We start from the raw sequence: 17,120 nt of genomic DNA on the forward strand, positions 1-17,120 counted from the left end.
CGGGGGGGGGGCTCGCCGCCCCAGAGGGGATCGCCTGCGACGCCAAGGGGGGGATCGTAGTCGCCGACACGGGGACCGGCCGCCTGCTGAAATACAGCTTCAAGGATGCCGGCATCTCCGGGGGGAGCGAGGTGAAAGTGCCGCAGCTGACCGTACCGACCCGGCTGCAACTCGACTCGAAGGGGGACATCTACGCCCTGGACAGCAAACTGCGCCGCATCGCCCACCTGAAGGGGGACGGAAGCTTCGTCGGATACCTTGACCTGCACGGCGTCCCTGCCCCCGACCCGCAGGCTCGCAGCTTCCGGATCGGGGCCGACGACCAGTTCTACCTCCTCGACATCCTCGGCCGGAGGGTCCTGGAGCTCGACCCAAGCGGCAACTTCCGGCGCCAGCTCCCCTTTCCTGCCGAAGCCGGTTTCTGCTCAGACCTTGCGGTGACGCGGGGGGGCGACCTTCTGCTGCTGGACAGCCTCGCCTCCGTGGTCTACGCGACATCCAAGGGTGAGGCCGAATTCAAGCCGCTGTCCAAGGACCTCAAGGAGTACGTGAGCTTCGCCACCTACCTGACCACCGACAGCCGGGGCACCATCTTCGTTATGGATCAAAACGGCAGTTCCCTGGTGACCCTCGGACCGGACGGCACCTATACCGGGCGACTGCTCGCCCTGGGGTGGAAGGAGGGGCAGCTCTACTACCCCGCGCAGATCTGCGTGAGCGACGGCGGCCTGCTTGGCATAGCGGACCGGAACAACTCCCGCGCCCAGTTCTTCGAGCTCATCAAGTAGGACATGAGGGGGGGACTCGCCCCCTCGTACTGCGGAACACGCAAAGGATTGAATCATGAAGATACGCATGCTTTGCAATGGATGGCTCGCCATCCTCATGCTGGCCTGGGCCGCCATCTCATGGGCGGCCCCCCAGCCCGGCTTCAGCGTGGCCTTTCGGGCCTACCAGCAGCACGACTACCCCACCGCACTGCGGCTTTTCAAGGCCGACCACGGCGGAGACTCGTGCTACCTTCTCGGCATCATGTACTACAGGGGAGAAGGAGTCCCCGCCGACAAGAAGGAAGCGATCCGCTGGCTCACCGAGGCCGCGGAAAAGAACCACCTCCGGGCCCAGTACAACCTCGGCATGATCTACGACAAGGGGGACGGAGTCCCGCAGGACCTGAAAGAGGCGGCCAAGTGGTACCGCATGGGTGCGGAAAAGGGGCATGCACAGTCCCAGTTCAACCTGGGGCTCATGTACACAAACGGAGAAGGTGTCCCAAAGGATCACGGCGAAGCGGTCAAGTGGCTGCGCCTGGCGGCGAAGAAGGGACACGTCAACGCGCGCAAGCTGCTCAAAGTCATGGGTGAGAAGTATTGAACGCTGCAACGGGACGATCACCCCAAGGAGGAACGAGATGAAACATTTTTGCCTGGCCGCAGCCGTGCTGATGATGCTGGTGGTCGCCACAGGATGTAACAAGGCCTACGGGGTCGTCGGTACCTGGGCCAACCCGCAGGTACCGGAGACGGTCCAGTTCAAGGCCGATCATACCGGGGTGTTCGTCGTGAAGGGCTCCCCCTCGTTGCAGTTCACCTGGCAGGACGACAAAAACGGGATGGTGAGGCTGGACATATCGATCCAGGGAACGGTGAAATCGCTTTACGGCAAGCTCGACAACGGTGCCTTCGTCATCGCGGGGAACGGGCAGAAGGCGGTCTATCGCCGGCAGGATGACCAAAAAGGTTAAACGGCATGAAGGTGCCCACGAAATTTTTGACCGCACTTCTGCTGGTTGCGGCCGGAGCAGGCAACGCCCTCGCCTTTCACAGCGGCGGGGTCGCCGCCTGCGACGGTTGCCACACCGTGCACAACTCCTCCGGCGGGATGGCGGCGAGTACCAAGGGGTCGGCGAATCAGTACCTGCTGCAGGGCTCGGACCCGAGCTCGACCTGCCTCATCTGCCACTCCGGCTCCACCCCGACCGACAGCTACCGGGTGGCAACCAATCCGCCGCCTCCCCTGGGGCTGCCGCCGGTCCAGCTGACTCCCGGGGGCGATTTTGCCTGGCTGCAGAAGAACTACAGCTGGGTCGACCCCGCGACCGGCCTCGCGGTTTCCAGCAGCGGTGATGCCCACGGGCATAACATCATCGCCAACGATTTCCTGTATTTCCAGGACGCCCGCAACGCGCTGGCTCCCGGCGGCACGTACCCGTCTGCGAGCCTCAGCTGCATCAGCTGCCACGACCCGCACGGCGGGTACCGCATCCTCGACAGTAGCGGCACGGTGGCCAAGGGGGGCAAGCCGATTGCCGGTTCCGGCTCCTACGGCGCCCTCCCAACGGCAAGCGAGGCGGTCGGGAGTTACCGGATGCTGGCTGGAGCCGGGTATGCGCCCGCCTCGTACCCCCTGGCTCCCTTCGTCAACGATCCGCCCTCCGCCGTGTCTCCCGCAACCTACAACAGGTCGGAGAGCACCTCGGACACCAGGGTCGCCTATGGCCGGGGCATGTCGGAATGGTGCGGCAACTGCCACGCCGGCCTGACGCACTCCTCCTACCCCGGCGACACGGTAGGTAACCACCCCTCCGGCAACAGCGCCAAGCTACCGGCCGACGTCGTCGCCACCTACAACGCCTACATCGCCACGGGGAACCTGGGGGGGACCGTCGCCAACGCCTACACCTCGATGGTCCCCTTCGAGGAAGGGACCTCCGACGCGACGCAACTCGCCATTGCCACCACCTCGACCGCCGGCCCTTCCGTCGACGACAACGTGACCTGCCTTACCTGCCACCGGGCGCACGCCTCCGCCTGGGACAGCGCAACGCGCTGGAACTGCGCCAAGGGGGTCTACCTCACCGTGGCAGGCTCCTGGCCCGGAATCGATGCCCCCACCCTGCAGGGGCAGTCGGGGCCTGCGTCCACCGGCAAGACCATGGCTGAATACCAGCAAGGGATGTATGGGAGACCGGCGAGCCAGTACGCGACCAACCAGTGGTCCCTGTGCAACAAATGCCACGAGAACGACGCTTACAAACAGTAAATGTCCCGGCGAACTTTCTACCTGCCACCCGTCCGTTCCATGCTCCTAAAACAAAGCGCCCCTTGACCGGGGCGTTTTTCTGTCTCAAGCGTACAGCCATACCTTCTCTTCGCTAACGCCTCAAGTTATAGCCGTTCTCCCCGATGAGTCCATCATCGGGCCGAGAGAGCACCTTCCTCTTGTTGCCGCGGGAAAGGAGACAGGCTATGCGAGGAATGAAGGCGGCCATCGCTTTTTTGCTGGTGCTGACTGTCGATATCGCCGACGGGAACGCGGGCTTCCATAACGGCGGGACCGGGGCCTGCGACGGCTGCCACGGTTCGTTGGCGGGTGCCGGTTTTTCCGCTTTGCAGCCAGGCGCCACGACGAGTGAGATATGCCTGCGCTGCCATGCGGCGGCACGACCTGAAGACTACCAGGTCGCTACCAGTCCGGCCCCTCCCCACGGGGTCCCCCCCGCCTCACTCACCCCCGGCGGAGACTTTGCCTACCTGACCAAGCAGTACTACTGGTCCGAAGCCAACGGAGCGCGCGCGGTGAGCCCGGGAGAGCGGCACGGCCACAACATCGTCGCGCCGACGTACGCGTATTTCACCGATACAACCCTCACCTCGTCCCCCGGCGGGACCTATCCCTCAGATGCCCTTTCCTGCATCAGCTGCCATGATCCGCACGGCAACTACCGGGTAACCGACAGCGCAGGCAGTGTAACGGCGTCGGGTAATCCGGTCACCGGCTCAGGCTCATATGGCGCCTCCCCAAGCGCCACAGATGCCGTCGGGAGCTATCGTCTGCTTGCCGGCAGGGGATACGGTACCAGGGGCACGAGCCACGAGTTCGTCTACGACCCGCCCATCGCGGTCGCCCCGCGGGAATACAACCGCGGCGAAGATAGCGGTGATACCCGGGTCGCCTATGGCAAGGGGAGCAGCGAGTGGTGCCTGAACTGCCACGGCGGGCTGTCCAACTGGCAAGGGAGCGCCCATCTCCACCCTTCGGGGGTCGCCCTTGGTGAGGCGATCGCAAAGACCTACAACCATTACGTGAAAAGCGGCGACCTGAGCGGCAACGAGAGCGGCGCCTTCACCTCTTTGGTCCCCTTCCAAAGCGGCGACCTGACCGACGTGCGGCAACTGGCCTCGATCGCCACGTCCCACGCCGGTCCCAAGGGGGACGACAAGGTCATGTGCCTCACCTGCCACCGGGCTCACGCCTCGGCCTTCGACGCCATAACCAGGTGGGACACGAAGGAGACCGTCCTGACCGTGAATGGCGCCTATCCCGGCACCGATGCTGTCAGCCAGGGGAGCGACCCTGGCGCCGCCGGCGGCAAGACCAGGGCGGAGTACCGCATAGCCATGTACGACCGCGCCCCGTCGCATTTCGGCCGTTTCCAGCGCAGCCTGTGCAACAAGTGCCACGCCAGGGACTGATCCGAGTCAGGTCAGGCCACAGTTAATGCGGCATTGCCAGCCCGCCGTGCTATAATGAGCGACATGGCCACCTTCCCTCCCATGAGACGGACGATGTACGTCGTGTTGCGACTCGTTCTGCTGATCTGCGTTTCGCTCTGGCTCGCGTTCATTATCAACCACAAGAACTACGACTACGTCCTCAACAAGACCCTGCTCAGTATCCATACCAATCTCAAAACCTCCAAGCTCACCAGCGTCCTTCCGGAAGCGGTCGAGTCGATGCTGATCCAAAACCAGAGAGGACCGCTCCAGGAGCTTCTGGACCGAAATTACAGCATCTTCGCCCTGGTGATCACGGACTGCCGCACCGACTCCGTGTATTGCCCGGACCAGAAGGTGTTGATGACGACCTCCCCAAACCTCCTCGTCAGGAAACTTCCCGCTCCTGAGAACCTGGTCAACTATCCCTTCATCATGCTGCGCCTGACCGTTCCCGCCGTCGCGTCACGCTCACAGGCGCCTCGCCCCATCATCGGAAGGCTCTACACGATCAGCACCATGCCGGAGAGCTTCGCGGACGATTACCATGAGTGGCTGAAGGATCCCTTCGGCGACTACAGCCTGTGGAAGACCTACCTGACCACCACGGTGAACAGCCTGGTAGCCGCCCTGCTGGTGTGGGTGATCCTGGAACTCTTCATCAAGATAAAGTTGATCCAAGGGAGAGCCGCCCTGGAAAGGGAGCGCATTCTCATTGCCAACGCGGACAAGTATCTGCGCCAGATGGAAGACAAAGAAGCCCAGATCGCCGAGCAGGAAAAGGCCTCCTATGCCCAGTTTGAGGTACTAATCGGCCGGATCAAGGAGTTGGAGGCCACCCTGCGCCATGACAGGGAGCAGCAGCGTGCTGCCGAAGCGATCATACAGACCATCGAACAGGAATGGCAGGCGCAGGTGGTTCAATTCAGGGAACAACTGGAACAGACGGGCCGGGAGAAGGCCGCCTTGCTGAGCGAGGTGACACGATACCGAAGCGCATCGGGAAAGGAAAAAGAGGAGGCGTCGCGAACCCTCACCAACGCGATCTCCACTCCCTTCGAGAACGCGCTGGAACGCGAGATCAGGGAAACCCTCGGCTCCGCCACGAAGGCGAAATCGGGCGCGTGGAGGGTGCTGCACCAGGTTGATGTTGCGGTGGGAAAAGAGGTAAGCCGGTTCATTGACAGCGTGGTGATCAGCAAGGACTGCATCGCGGTGATCGAAGCGAAGAACTACTCCGGCAGCATCTTCGCAGAGGGAGACGTGGAGAATACCGCTTGGCACTGCCGGCCGGGGAACCGCGCAGCGGTGGCGATCAAGGCGAGCTGGGGGGTGAACCCGTACCACCAGGTACGAGAGTACGTGATGACCTTGATGAACGTCGTCAACACCCGTGGCAGCTGGCGGCTGCCCGTTTATGGAGTCATCGTCTTCCCCGGCGGGGCTGACCTCTCCGGGATAGGAGAGCGGCTCGGCAAATTCTATCGGGTGACCAGCAGCGACCGGCTCATCGCCACCCTTGACAACATCGAAGCGGAGGCCCGGCGCGAAAATGCCCATACGAAAAGGCCCCAGCCGTTGCAGGTCGAGGAGTTGGTACTGGGGCGTAGAACCATGAAAACTACCGCAAAGCTTGCGGCAAGATGATCTGACACCTGCTCACTGTCTGCGTCTGGATAACAAAAAGGCCAGTCAGCTGTTTCAGCTAACTGGCCGTGCTCACCACGCACGAGACCATCACCCAGGTGTACCAGAACCTACCCGACATCGAACTGTTCCGCAGCTTCGGTTCCGAGACTGAGACAAAATATTAGGAATCTGCAGTGTAGTGAAGTCACCCTCTATTGACTTCGAAAAAAGAAGCCGCAAATACTAAAATGACTTGAGAGAGAGGAGCTGTGCCTGGAATGATTCGTGGGCTCTTGATCGGCGTCCACCATCGTACTGATAGATGACAAAGGACGCGAGCCAACTAAGACAGAGTGAAGTTGACAACCATAAAACTGGTAGTATCAGTTTAGCAAACCAACCCCGCCGTCCAGGACTGGGGCGGATAGTATAGGGTCTTCCTTCAGGAAGATGGTCGGGCTGCCACCGAATTATCTGCCGGCAACTCGGCCTTTTTTCTGCCCGCACGAAGCGCAGCATTTTAGAGAGGAGCTCGCTAAGCCGAGGACAACACTGTCGGCAAGCCAACAACTCATCGGCGCAGAAATGGAAACGTCCCGACGGCCGGCACCGATCCTCACCGTCAACGCCCCTGAAGTGGTGGCGATGCCCATATGCGAAGCCTGTCGACCATCGTGCCGGTGATTGACGGGCGGAGCTTTTCACCTCTTTCAACTGCCCCATCTTGCATTTATCCAACACTAGCCTCCCGGCCTCCCGACTGCTCGTAAATCTTGCAACTGTCACTACCCGGTGGCCGCCTAAGCCCCGGCGCAAGTCTCTACGTGCGTCATGAACTTGAGCTGTCAGTGCCGGACCGCGGAGAACATACCGTTTCTGGGAACCAACGGGAGCTGCACCGGCAACGATGGAGGGATTATGTCCAGCTCCGCGCTCTGGACCTGGGATTTCCAAGCCAACGCGTACCGTATTCCCTTGCCCGGTTTGGAATACGCACAGGCATCATGCGCCCCGTTTAGCTCCGATACGCGGACGGAAGGAGGTGAAGGCGCATCCCGCTAGAAACGGGTTATGGTGACGTCACCGGAGGGGAAAGGGAAACGGGAAAGAGTAGTGCCAAGAAAGGGGGATACGATGAGACTGCCGAATCGGACGGAAGGAAGAAAGCCTATTGGCACCGGCAACGTGACATCGGTAGAGCATGGCTTCGCTCCCATGGCGGCAAAGCCCATGTTGCGCAATCTGCTGGCCATGCTTCTTTGTGTTTCCATGCTCCTGCTGGCGGTCGTGCAGGCATGGGGGTCTCCGGGGCGGATGGTCCTGGTAAACGGAAAACTCCATCGGATATTGAGGAACGCTTACTCCAACAACGAACTGAGATACGCCAGGGGGCACGCCGACGGGGACTGGAAGTTCGACTCCGAGAGCATAACCCTGCCGGCGTTCACCACGCCCTGGCCGAGCCGCACCTGGATCCCCAAGTACGGAACCAATGCGGATGCCGTTGAGACGTTTGCCGCCGAGGGACTGGCCGTCTTCGATAACAAGATCTTCGTCGCCTTTACGGCCGACGCCGACGGCTCGAATCACAGTGCGGGGATGGACGCCTACGTTGCCGCCTTTGATCTGACGCCGACCACCGACGCCCCGGACGGTCACTGGCTCCTGTTTCCCGGCGGCAAGGGTGGCGGCAACACGGAGGTAGTACAGTACAACAAGGTGGCCATCGGCTCGGCCCGCGTCGACACCCCGGCCAAGGGGTGGGGCTCGGGGGCGGCGATCACCGTGTGCGACAACCAGCTTTATCTCTTCACCAATAGCGGGGTCTATACCAGCGGCGACGGCACATCCTGGACCTATCACGCCGTCCCGTTCACCACCAACGCCCAGCACGAGCCGCTGGACGCGGTGACGCTCAACACGCCTGACGGCCAGAGAATCCTTGTGGCCTACGGTTACATATCCGGCCAGCACTACTATTACGATCACCTGGACGCGGTGGATTGGAACGGGAAGTTCGGCTCGGAATCCCAGTCCAAGATTCACAACGGCTCCAATGACGGCGGCCTGTACGACCCCAGCGGGCACTGGAGAGGCCGGGTATCGCTGTCGGTCGGAACCAAGGCGAAAGGGAACGCAGGAGACAACGAGGATCTGGCAGCCGGTGCCCTCGCCCCCGCGGTACAGCTCTTCGGACAATCAGGGGAGCAGTTCACCTCTTCCAACCACAACCCGGCGCGTCATGCGGAGTACGTTTATACCTCCATCGACGGCGGCTGGGGGACCTGGACCTGGGACAGCACGCGGGTCAAGTACTTCGACCACGTAAATCCCAGCCTCATGGTCTATCCCTGGTCCGAGTTCAAGTGCAATTCCAGCTATCCCGACAGGCAGGCGGTAAGACAATATATCGCTCTCCTTGGAGGTTATAACTGGTGGATCACCGAGACTCCCTTCGCGTTTGGTTCCGATTTCCTGGTCCCACAGCACATCGACGCCGTTCCGGCCTGTACCTTCGTCGATACCGACGGCAAAACGAAGCCCACGCCTCCTCCCGCCGGGATCGAAAACGTCACGGAAAGCATCAGCAAGAAGTACTGGACCCTCGTCGGGGTGATTCTGGGCTCGCCCCCCTTCAGCCGCCAGGGGCTCCCGGAAGGGAGCAACCTCATCGGCGAGCTCTCCGGGGTGGACTTCAACAGGAGCACGACGAACACCACTGAAACCACGACGGTAATGGAGAATACGGCATCGGTATCGGTCGGCAGGAAGATAACGGTGGGGCTTCTCGATATGTTGCATTTCAGCAGGAGCTTCGATGCAACCTACAAGCACACATGGGAGAAGGAGTCTGGAACCAAGTCGAGCGTGACGGTCGCAATTTCGGACGAACTGGGAACCGGAAAGCAGAATTACAACGTGATCGGCACCCGCGGCTGGGCGCTCTTCAGCGCACCCCACGTGTACGTGCAGAACTCGACGTTGTATGCCTACGATTACCGGACCGACGCCTCGATCGGGGGTACGGCGCTGATCGACCAGGGCACGGGCTACCAGATGGACCTGCAGACCATTTCCACCAAGGGGCGCCCGGACTACGTGCTGGAGGACTTTGATCTGCGGGATCCGGTCTCCAAAACCGCGGAGTACCCGGAGGGCACCAAACCGTGGTTCAAGGGGATGGGTTCTTTCAACTACGGCGACGTGTACGACAACGCCGCGAACCTCGATTACTGGATGGCGCCAAAAAATCTCGCCAACGGCGAAATCCTGAACTGGCAGAACGATGCCCGTTGGGAAACGAGGGCGGGGGACGGAGGCACGACGTGGTATCCGTGTAAATCCACGACTTCCACTTGCACCACCGACGTACTGGCCACCAGTTCCAGCAAAAGGACGATCGGCTACACCCTGGCCACGGAGAGCATGACCGGTTCGGGACACACCAACGAGATCCAGGTGAATGCCGGCATGAGCATGGGGGGGCAAGTCGGACTCAAGGGCTTCTCGATAGGGGCTGAGAACAACATCTCGGTCGGCTACGACGGGAGGTTCAGCTGGAACACCAAGACCACCACGGGGATCGGAACGACATTGGCGGCGTACGCCACGACCCCCGCCTGCTCGGACAGGAAGTGCTTTGACCGCATGAGGATCCGGACCTACTGGCTGCACCCGGTAGCAAGCGCTGCCGCGGAAGGCAAGGTCCCATGGGTTCCTACCGCCTACAGCAGCCAGTTGCCGTGGTGCCTCACCTGGAGAATCAGCATGGCTTGCCGTGTCGGCGAATACTGCGATGACGACGCCATCAGCATGGCGCTCTCCGCTCCCAATTCGTTCGGCGGCGGGATCAGCGGCACGGCCCTCCCTCCTGCCCGTGCGTTCGGCCGCATCGTCAACGGCACCGGCGGCAGCGATGGTGGCGCACCCTACAGCCACTATGTTGTCCAAGCCGGTCGCCTGGCTTGGACAGACGAGGATGGAAGGGAGCGGCGCATTCCTATGACTGCGGAACTCTTCGATCCCGCCAAAGGCGTCACCATCGAGGTCGCCAGCGGCTCGTGGTCCTCATCCGGGAATGGGTCCTGGCACCGCAGCGGGAAAGTCTGGAAGTTCCAAAGCAACCCCGGCGCGAAACCAAGCGTCAGTCTTAGCCTTGATTTCGGCTCGGCCACCTATGACCTCGCCATCGACAAGGCCGATTTCAACGGTCGCCTGCTGGCGGGCGTCACGCAAGCCAGGCTGGTGCTCGGAGTGAATCAACTGTACACCTTCTACACTGTCTTAAACCACGACATCAATCTCAGTTGGCGGTGGAACAAACCGGCCCCGGACGACCTCCGGGCGCATGTGACATCCTTTGAGGGGCGTTACGACAGCACCAACCAATCGGGGAAAATGTCGCTTGCCGGCACCTTGCCCGCCGTATTGCCTGACTTCGGCGACGTCGAAATCAACGTGAACGACCATCCGCTCGTCGTTCGGCTGATCACCATGGATGGGTTCCAGGAAGCCTTCGAAACCGGCGGGGGTTTCAAGTATGCGAAGGAAGGGGTGATCCTGGAGATAGATTTCGGGAAAAGGACATGGTCCGCGACCTTCAACGAGAAAGGGTTCCATAACCTTCTTGCGCCGCGGTGGGGTACGGTACGCGCGCGGTTCGTCGTGGGTGGCGTTCCCTGGCTGACGGAGGACGGTGCCGTCGTGGACTACAGCGCGCTCTTGGAGCTCCGCCACTAGGTGATCCGATCAGGAGGGGAGAGCCACCTGAACGTTCTCCCCTCCGGACTCGGTAAGGCACAGCCTCGCATCACTAGTCATACGGCAGTTTCGCAGGGGAATCGACCATTACAGGATCAATTCAACAAAGAGAGGGGGCGACCGTCATATCCGAGCGCAAACCTCAAAAACCGGTGCACAAATTGACAAACTAGCCGCGCCAATTGTTAATTTGGATACCAAATCTACACATTAAGGGGTCAAAGTGACAAATCAGGGGCCAAAGTGACAAATTAGGGGTCAAAGTGACAGACTAGAGGGGTCAAAGTGACAAATTAGAGGAGTCAAAGTGCAGATTAGAGGGCAAAGTGACAAATTAGAGGAGTCAAAGTGCAGATTAGAGGGCAAAGTGACAAATTAGAGGAGTCAAAGTGCAGATTAGAGGGCAAAGTGACAGATTAGAGGGTCAAGTGATTCATTCGGGTGCTGATGCGCCCCCTCACCCCGGGTAAGTGCGGATGAGGGGGTAGAACTGTGGATTAAGGGTCAAGTTGAGACAGCTTCGACCAGGGTCCGAATTCATTAGCCCCACGGACTGCCCGCATCTTCAAATAGTTCGTCTTGGAGCGGTCCACGCCCGGCACCTCGATTCCTCTGCATCTATGGGAAGCGGTAAGCAGTCTCCAGTTTGCTTCGACCTTCGGGTCTCCGTCGCACCCCCAGATCTGGTATCCCTTTGCGGTCGCCACCTTGGTGGCCGAAGCAATAAGGTGACCGGTCTTCCGGTCGTAGGACAAGTCGAAGTCTTTTGGCGCAATGAGGTGGAGCTGAGCAGAGGGTGTGCTCGTGTGTGCGGAACCCAAAGCCTCCAAAATTGTCGGGTCTTTGACGGCTAACAATTTCGCCATTCCGAAAAGGATCGTCATCTCCTGCTCGACAGCCTTCCTAATGGCATCGCACTCCTTCTGCTTCTCTGGATCGCCCTTCAATGATGCAGCGAAACTGGCCTCCAAACGTTCGTGGTTCTCCGCATATCTTTCCCTCGGCGAGAAGAGGGACATAAGGTACGCCCACTTATCCGGGGGCAACGCCTCCAGCGTCGCTGCGGATTTAATGATCAACTCGTGATTGCTCAAGTCGTTGAACGGCATAGCGCTAGACCTCCTTTGAGTTTGATTGGAGAAATCTTATCTAGTTTCCAAAAGATGGCAAGAGCACAGGCGATAACCATTTTCCTGCCGGCTCATGTCCGCTTAGCTCGGGTCGCAGGCGGCGTTGTTGATAGGTCGCCGGGGGACACTGCTGATATTATGAGATTTAAAGTTGTTGAGTGATCCGGAGGAAGGAGATTCAGCGGAATGGATTAAATAAAAAAGGCACTCAGCTGAAAAAGCCAAGTGCCTTGTTGTGTTTTGGTTGCGGGGACAGGATTTGAACCTGTGACCTTCGGGTTATGAGCCCGACGAGCTACCAGACTGCTCCACCCCGCGTCATGAACAACTCAACCTTTATACAGTACCCGCCAGCTCAAGTCAATGTAAACATTACCCTGACTTCTTTTTCTCAGGACGGCTGCTTGAACCCAACAACTGTGGGCGAATGATTGTTCGCCCCTGTGGGACCTTCGCTTTATTACTTCTTCACTGTAACCCTTTGACGAACAACCTCGAACAGGAAGATCCCGCCGGCAACTGATGCGTTCAGCGAGTTCACGCCTCCCTGAAGCGGAATGCTCACCACTTCGTCACACCCTTTTCGGACCAAAGGACGGATCCCCTCCCCTTCCCCGCCGATGACAAGGGCCACGCGGCCGGTGAAGTCCTGCTGGTATAAAGTGCTCCTGGCGGAACCGTCGGCTCCATAGATCCAGAAGCCTGCTTTTTTCAGACTCTCAAGGGCTTGAGAGATGTTGGTCACCTGTGCCACGGGGATGGTCTCGGTGGCGCCAGCGGAGGACTTCTCGACTACGGCGGTGACGCCTGCGGCGCGGTCCTTCGGGATCACGACGGCATGGGCGCCGGCACAGGCAGCGCTACGGATCAGGGCCCCCAGGTTATGCGGGTCCTGCACGCTGTCGAGCACAAGGATGAGCCCGTTCGGGTTACCTTCCAGTCCTTCAAGCACATCGTCGAGATCGGCATAAGGGAACGGCTCGACCTTCAGGGCGACGCCCTGGTGGTGTTCGGTGCCGCACAGGCGGCTGAGATCGCCTTTCTCACGCTGGCGCACCGGGATCTTCTTTTCGGCGGCCAGTTTTAGGAGCTTCTCCAGGCGCTTGTCAGCGCTGGTGCCGGCGACGAAAAGTTCGAAGATCTTGCGCGAGCCCCTGACGGCTTCCATGACCGGGTTCAGGCCGTAGATGATTTCTTCTTTTGACATGGTTCCCTCAAAATAGGTGGAGCTTCCTCACATAATGGGGAAGCTCCTTCATTTCTACTTCGCGTCCTATCCGGACGCGGTTGGTGTTGATTGTAGGTAAACCGAGTACGACTGCTAGCCGGCTACGATCTCGTCGACGATCTTCTGGGCGGCTTCGGCAGGATTTTCGGCAGCGGCGATGGGACGGCCGATGACGAGGTAGTCGGAGCCTGCCTTGACCGCTTCGGCCGGGGTCATGATGCGCTTTTGGTCGTCGGCGGAGGCAAAGCTCGGACGGACTCCGGGGGTGACGACGAGGAAGTCCTTGCCGCAGGCTTCGCGGATGAGCCCAACTTCCTGCGGGGATGCGACGACGCCGTCGACACCTGCGCTCTTGGCAAGTTTGGCCAGTTTCACCACCATCTCGGGAACCGGAAGATCGATGCCGATGCCGCGCAGGGTTTCCTCGTTGGAGGAGGTGAGCACGGTGATGGCGAGGACCTTCGGACGCGGCGTGCAACCGGAGAAGTTCTTGTCGAGGGTCTCCATGGTCTTGTTCATCATCTCGTAACCGCCCATCGCGTGCACGTCGCAAAGCTGCACGCCGAGGTGGCCTGCTTCGAGGGCGGCCATGGCCACGGTGTTCGGGATGTCGTGGTATTTCAGGTCGAGGAAGACCTCGCCGCCGCACTTCTGGATCATGCGAACCGCTGCGGGGCCGCAGGCGGTATAAAGCTGTTTGCCGACCTTGAACATGCCGACGTGCTGGGAAAGGAGCTCGGCCCAGTACTGGACATGGCTGAATTCCTTCACATCCATGGCAAAAATGATCTTCTTGATAGCTTCTTCTCTGGTCATGGTTCCATCCTTCAAAGTCTAAAAGCTCAACACAGAGTACTCTGAGGTCCACAGAGGTCACGGAGGAAAACCTTTTGGATTTCTCTGTGCTCTCTGTGTACCTTTGTGTCCTCTGTGTTCCGCTTCTTTTGTTTTATACCTGCAGCGCCTCTTTAACGGCTGCCTTCACCTTGGCGACGGCTTCAGCTATGGGCAGAATCTCCACCTCGCCGCTCCTTCTCTCTTTCAGCTCGACCTTGCCTTCCGCAAGGGTCTTGGCGCCGACCACGATCCTGAGGGGAATGCCGATCAGGTCGGCATCCTTGAACTTGAAGCCCGGGCGCTCGTCGCGGTCGTCGAGCAGCACTTCCACGCCTGCTTCCAGGAGTTCGTTGTAGATCTGCTCGGACGCTGCCTTCACTTCGTCTTCCTTGGTGGACAGCGCGGAGACGATGCAGTGGAAAGGTGCGATGGGGATCGGGAAGATGATGCCGTTCTCGTCATGGTTTTGTTCGATGCAGGCGGCGACGGTACGGCCGATGCCGATGCCGTAGCACCCCATGAAGATGATCTGCTCCTTGCCGTTGGCGTCGAGGAAGCTCGCGTTCAGGGCCTTGGAGTACTTGGTCCCGAGCTTGAAGACGTGGCCGACTTCGATGCCGCGCCAGATCTCGAGCTTGCCGCTGTCGCAGCGCGGGCAGGGGTCGCCGATCACGACGTTCCTGATATCGACGAACCCTTCGACGCTGAAGTCGCGTCCGATGTTGACGTTCTTCAGGTGCATGTCGGCGGCGTTCGCGCCGGTGACGAAGTTGTGCATCCCCTCCAGCGAGAGGTCGGCTACCACCTTCACCTTGCCGGCGAGGCCGACGGGGCCTGCGTAGCCGGTGGGAGCACCGGTCACCTTGAGGACGACGTCGTCCTCGGCCATTTCGATCTCGGCGGCGCCCAAGTGGTTCTTCAACTTGATCTCGTTCAGGTCGTAGTCGCCGCGCAAAAGGGCGACCACCGGCTCGCCGTCGGCGACGAGCACCAGGGTCTTCACCACCTGGGTAGCGTTGACGCCGAGGAATGCGGAGACTTCCTCGATGCTCTTCTGCCCCGGAGTGGCTATGCGCTCCATGGGACGGGGATCAGCGTGTTCCGTTGCCGCGCTCTTCCTGGTCTCGGCCTTCTCCATGTTGGCCGCGTACTCGCAGCAGGAGCAGGAGACGATGGCGTCTTCACCGGAGTCGGCAAGCACCATGAATTCGTGGGAGTAGTTGCCGCCGATGGTGCCGGTGTCGGCCTCGACGGCACGGAACTTAAACCCGCAACGTTCGAAGATGCGGCGGTAGGCCTTGTACATCTTCTCGTAGGAAACGTCGGCACCAGCCTCGTTCACGTCGAAGGAGTACGCATCCTTCATGATGAACTCGCGGCCGCGCATGAGGCCGAAGCGCGGGCGGATCTCGTCGCGGAACTTACCCTGGATCTGGTACAGGTTGATGGGCATCTGCCGGTAGCTCCTGATCTCCTTGCGGATCAGGTCGGTGATGACCTCCTCGTGGGTCGGTCCCATGCAGAACTCGGCGTCCTTCCTGTCCTTGAAGCGGAGCAGTTCTTTGCCGTAGAAGTCCCAGCGCCCGGATTCCTTCCAGAGCTCGGCCGGCTGCACGGCGGGCATGAGGAGCTCGATGGCCCCTGCCCGGTTCATCTCCTCACGGACGATCTGCTCCACCTTGCGGATGGAGCGCAGCCCCAGCGGCAGGTAGTTGTAGATGCCTGCGGCGAGCTTCCTGATCATGCCGGCGCGCAGCATCAGCTTGTGGGAGATGACCTCCGCATCGGAAGGGGTTTCCTTAACGGTGGGGATAAAATACTGGGAGTAACGCATTAGTTCGACCTCTTTATGAATTTAAAAAACACTTTAAGCTTTCGACGTTGCCTTCAGGACTTCTTCAATGAGTGCGTCGGCCAGTTGGTCCTGGGGGACCTTGCGCAGGATCTCGCCGTGCTTGAAGAGAAGCCCCTCGCCCCTACCGCCCGCTATGCCGAAATCGGCTTCACGCGCCTCGCCGGGACCGTTCACCGAGCACCCCATGACGGCGACGGTGATGTTGCTCTCCACGTAGGCCAGGCGCCGCTCCACTTCCTCGGCGACTGGGATGAGATCTACCTGGCACCTGCCGCAGGTCGGACAGGAGACGAAGTTGATGCCGCGCTGTCTGATGCCGAGCGACTTCAGGATGTCATAGGCGACGCGCACCTCGTGTACCGGATCGCCGGTCAACGACACGCGCATGGTGTCGCCGATTCCCTGGTGCAACAGGATGCCGAGCCCCACTGAGGACTTGATGGTGCCGGAAAAGACGGTGCCCGCCTCGGTGACGCCGATGTGCAGCGGGTAATCGACGGCATTGGAGAGGAGCCGGTAGGCCTCAAGCGTCCTCAGCACGTCGGACACCTTGATGGAGATCTTGATCTCCCGGTAGTTGAGGTCCTCGAGGATGCGGACGTGGCCGAGTGCTGACTCAACCATCGCTTCGGGGGTCGGGTGCCCGTACTTGACCAGGAGTTCCTTCTCCAGCGAACCGCCGTTCACGCCGATGCGGATCGGGATTTGTCTTTCGGCGGCCGCCTTGACCACCTCGGCGACCTTCCAGCGCTCGCCAATGTTACCTGGGTTGAGGCGAAGGCCGTCCACGCCGGATTCGAGCGCCTGCAGGGCGAGCTTGTAGTCAAAGTGGATGTCGGCGATGAGCGGCATGGGGCTCCCCGCCTTGATTGCGGCAAGGGCCTTTGCGGCATCCATGTCTGGCACCGCGCAGCGCACTATCTCGCACCCTGCCTCGGCGAGGCGACCTATCTGTTCCAGTGTCGCTGCAACGTTCCTTGTGTCGGTGGAACACATGGACTGAACCGAGCAAGGAGCGCCGCCACCGATCGGCACGTTTCCTATCATGATCTGCCGGGTGAGTTTTTTCATAGCGGGACATACTAGCTAAATCTATGGGGAAAAGCAAGGAGGATAACCCCTCCGCTGTTGCAGTGGAGGGGCTGCGACAGTCCGCAAATTCCCGCGCCACTTATTAGCGGTGG

General features: G+C 60.3%; 12 protein-coding genes and 1 tRNA gene. 7 read left to right on the top strand and 6 right to left on the bottom strand.

The window, feature by feature from the left end:
* Positions 1-137 precede the first annotated feature (137 nt).
* From E8L22_RS21575 to E8L22_RS14975, 7 genes are all read left to right on the top strand, one after another.
* Positions 138-788 (top strand): NHL repeat-containing protein, encoded by a 651-nt coding sequence (locus tag E8L22_RS21575; protein WP_198420166.1) that lies wholly within the window; start codon positions 138-140, stop codon positions 786-788.
* A gap of 55 nt (positions 789-843) precedes the next feature.
* A complete protein-coding gene (locus E8L22_RS14950; protein ID WP_246044660.1) occupies positions 844-1,374 on the top strand; it encodes a tetratricopeptide repeat protein in 531 nt (176 codons plus the stop codon).
* A 37-nt stretch (positions 1,375-1,411) separates the two neighbouring features.
* Positions 1,412-1,744, top strand: a complete 333-nt coding sequence (locus E8L22_RS14955) for a hypothetical protein (RefSeq protein ID WP_136525915.1) — start codon at positions 1,412-1,414, stop codon at positions 1,742-1,744.
* 5 nt (positions 1,745-1,749) lie between these two features.
* Positions 1,750-3,042, top strand: a complete 1,293-nt coding sequence (locus E8L22_RS14960) for a cytochrome C (RefSeq protein ID WP_136525916.1) — start codon at positions 1,750-1,752, stop codon at positions 3,040-3,042.
* A gap of 206 nt (positions 3,043-3,248) precedes the next feature.
* Entirely contained in the window at positions 3,249-4,475 is a 1,227-nt protein-coding gene (locus E8L22_RS14965; RefSeq protein WP_136525917.1) for a hypothetical protein, read from the top strand.
* Between the two features lie 93 nt (positions 4,476-4,568).
* Positions 4,569-6,143: a nuclease-related domain-containing protein gene (locus E8L22_RS14970; RefSeq protein ID WP_162604843.1), complete on the top strand. Its 1,575-nt coding sequence runs from the start codon at positions 4,569-4,571 to the stop codon at positions 6,141-6,143.
* Between the two features lie 1,116 nt (positions 6,144-7,259).
* Complete coding sequence (locus tag E8L22_RS14975; protein ID WP_136525919.1) at positions 7,260-10,865, top strand: hypothetical protein; 3,606 nt, start codon at positions 7,260-7,262, stop codon at positions 10,863-10,865.
* 518 nt (positions 10,866-11,383) lie between these two features.
* Here the strand turns inward: E8L22_RS14975 and E8L22_RS14980 are convergent.
* From E8L22_RS14980 to ispG, 6 genes are all read right to left on the bottom strand, one after another.
* Entirely contained in the window at positions 11,384-11,995 is a 612-nt protein-coding gene (locus tag E8L22_RS14980; RefSeq protein WP_136525920.1) for a hypothetical protein, read from the bottom strand.
* A 262-nt stretch (positions 11,996-12,257) separates the two neighbouring features.
* Positions 12,258-12,334, bottom strand: a tRNA-Met gene (locus E8L22_RS14985).
* 142 nt (positions 12,335-12,476) lie between these two features.
* Entirely contained in the window at positions 12,477-13,223 is a 747-nt protein-coding gene (rlmB, locus tag E8L22_RS14990; protein ID WP_136525921.1) for a 23S rRNA (guanosine(2251)-2'-O)-methyltransferase RlmB, read from the bottom strand.
* Between the two features lie 114 nt (positions 13,224-13,337).
* Positions 13,338-14,060, bottom strand: coding sequence for an orotidine-5'-phosphate decarboxylase (pyrF, locus tag E8L22_RS14995; protein WP_129126492.1), 723 nt, complete (start codon positions 14,058-14,060; stop codon positions 13,338-13,340).
* 133 nt (positions 14,061-14,193) lie between these two features.
* A complete protein-coding gene (locus E8L22_RS15000; RefSeq protein WP_136525922.1) occupies positions 14,194-15,915 on the bottom strand; it encodes a proline--tRNA ligase in 1,722 nt (573 codons plus the stop codon).
* A gap of 33 nt (positions 15,916-15,948) precedes the next feature.
* Complete coding sequence (gene ispG / locus E8L22_RS15005; protein ID WP_136525923.1) at positions 15,949-17,007, bottom strand: flavodoxin-dependent (E)-4-hydroxy-3-methylbut-2-enyl-diphosphate synthase; 1,059 nt, start codon at positions 17,005-17,007, stop codon at positions 15,949-15,951.
* Positions 17,008-17,120: the final 113 nt, after the last annotated feature.

Origin of the sequence: Geomonas ferrireducens (genome assembly GCF_004917065.1) — a bacterium.
Taxonomy (GTDB): Bacteria; Desulfobacterota; Desulfuromonadia; order Geobacterales; family Geobacteraceae; genus Geomonas; species Geomonas ferrireducens.

Bases quoted from the DNA above. Each gene is read 5' to 3' on its own strand.
- E8L22_RS14950 (WP_246044660.1), top strand. From the start codon at position 844: ATGAAGATACGCATGCTTTGCAATGGATGGCTCGCCATCCTCATGCTG.
- E8L22_RS14955 (WP_136525915.1), top strand. From the start codon at position 1,412: ATGAAACATTTTTGCCTGGCCGCAGCCGTGCTGATGATGCTGGTGGTC.
- E8L22_RS14960 (WP_136525916.1), top strand. From the start codon at position 1,750: ATGAAGGTGCCCACGAAATTTTTGACCGCACTTCTGCTGGTTGCGGCC.
- E8L22_RS14965 (WP_136525917.1), top strand. From the start codon at position 3,249: ATGCGAGGAATGAAGGCGGCCATCGCTTTTTTGCTGGTGCTGACTGTC.
- E8L22_RS14970 (WP_162604843.1), top strand. From the start codon at position 4,569: ATGTACGTCGTGTTGCGACTCGTTCTGCTGATCTGCGTTTCGCTCTGG.
- E8L22_RS14975 (WP_136525919.1), top strand. From the start codon at position 7,260: ATGAGACTGCCGAATCGGACGGAAGGAAGAAAGCCTATTGGCACCGGC.
- E8L22_RS14980 (WP_136525920.1), bottom strand. From the start codon at position 11,995: ATGCCGTTCAACGACTTGAGCAATCACGAGTTGATCATTAAATCCGCA.
- rlmB (WP_136525921.1), bottom strand. From the start codon at position 13,223: ATGTCAAAAGAAGAAATCATCTACGGCCTGAACCCGGTCATGGAAGCC.
- pyrF (WP_129126492.1), bottom strand. From the start codon at position 14,060: ATGACCAGAGAAGAAGCTATCAAGAAGATCATTTTTGCCATGGATGTG.
- E8L22_RS15000 (WP_136525922.1), bottom strand. From the start codon at position 15,915: ATGCGTTACTCCCAGTATTTTATCCCCACCGTTAAGGAAACCCCTTCC.
- ispG (WP_136525923.1), bottom strand. From the start codon at position 17,007: ATGAAAAAACTCACCCGGCAGATCATGATAGGAAACGTGCCGATCGGT.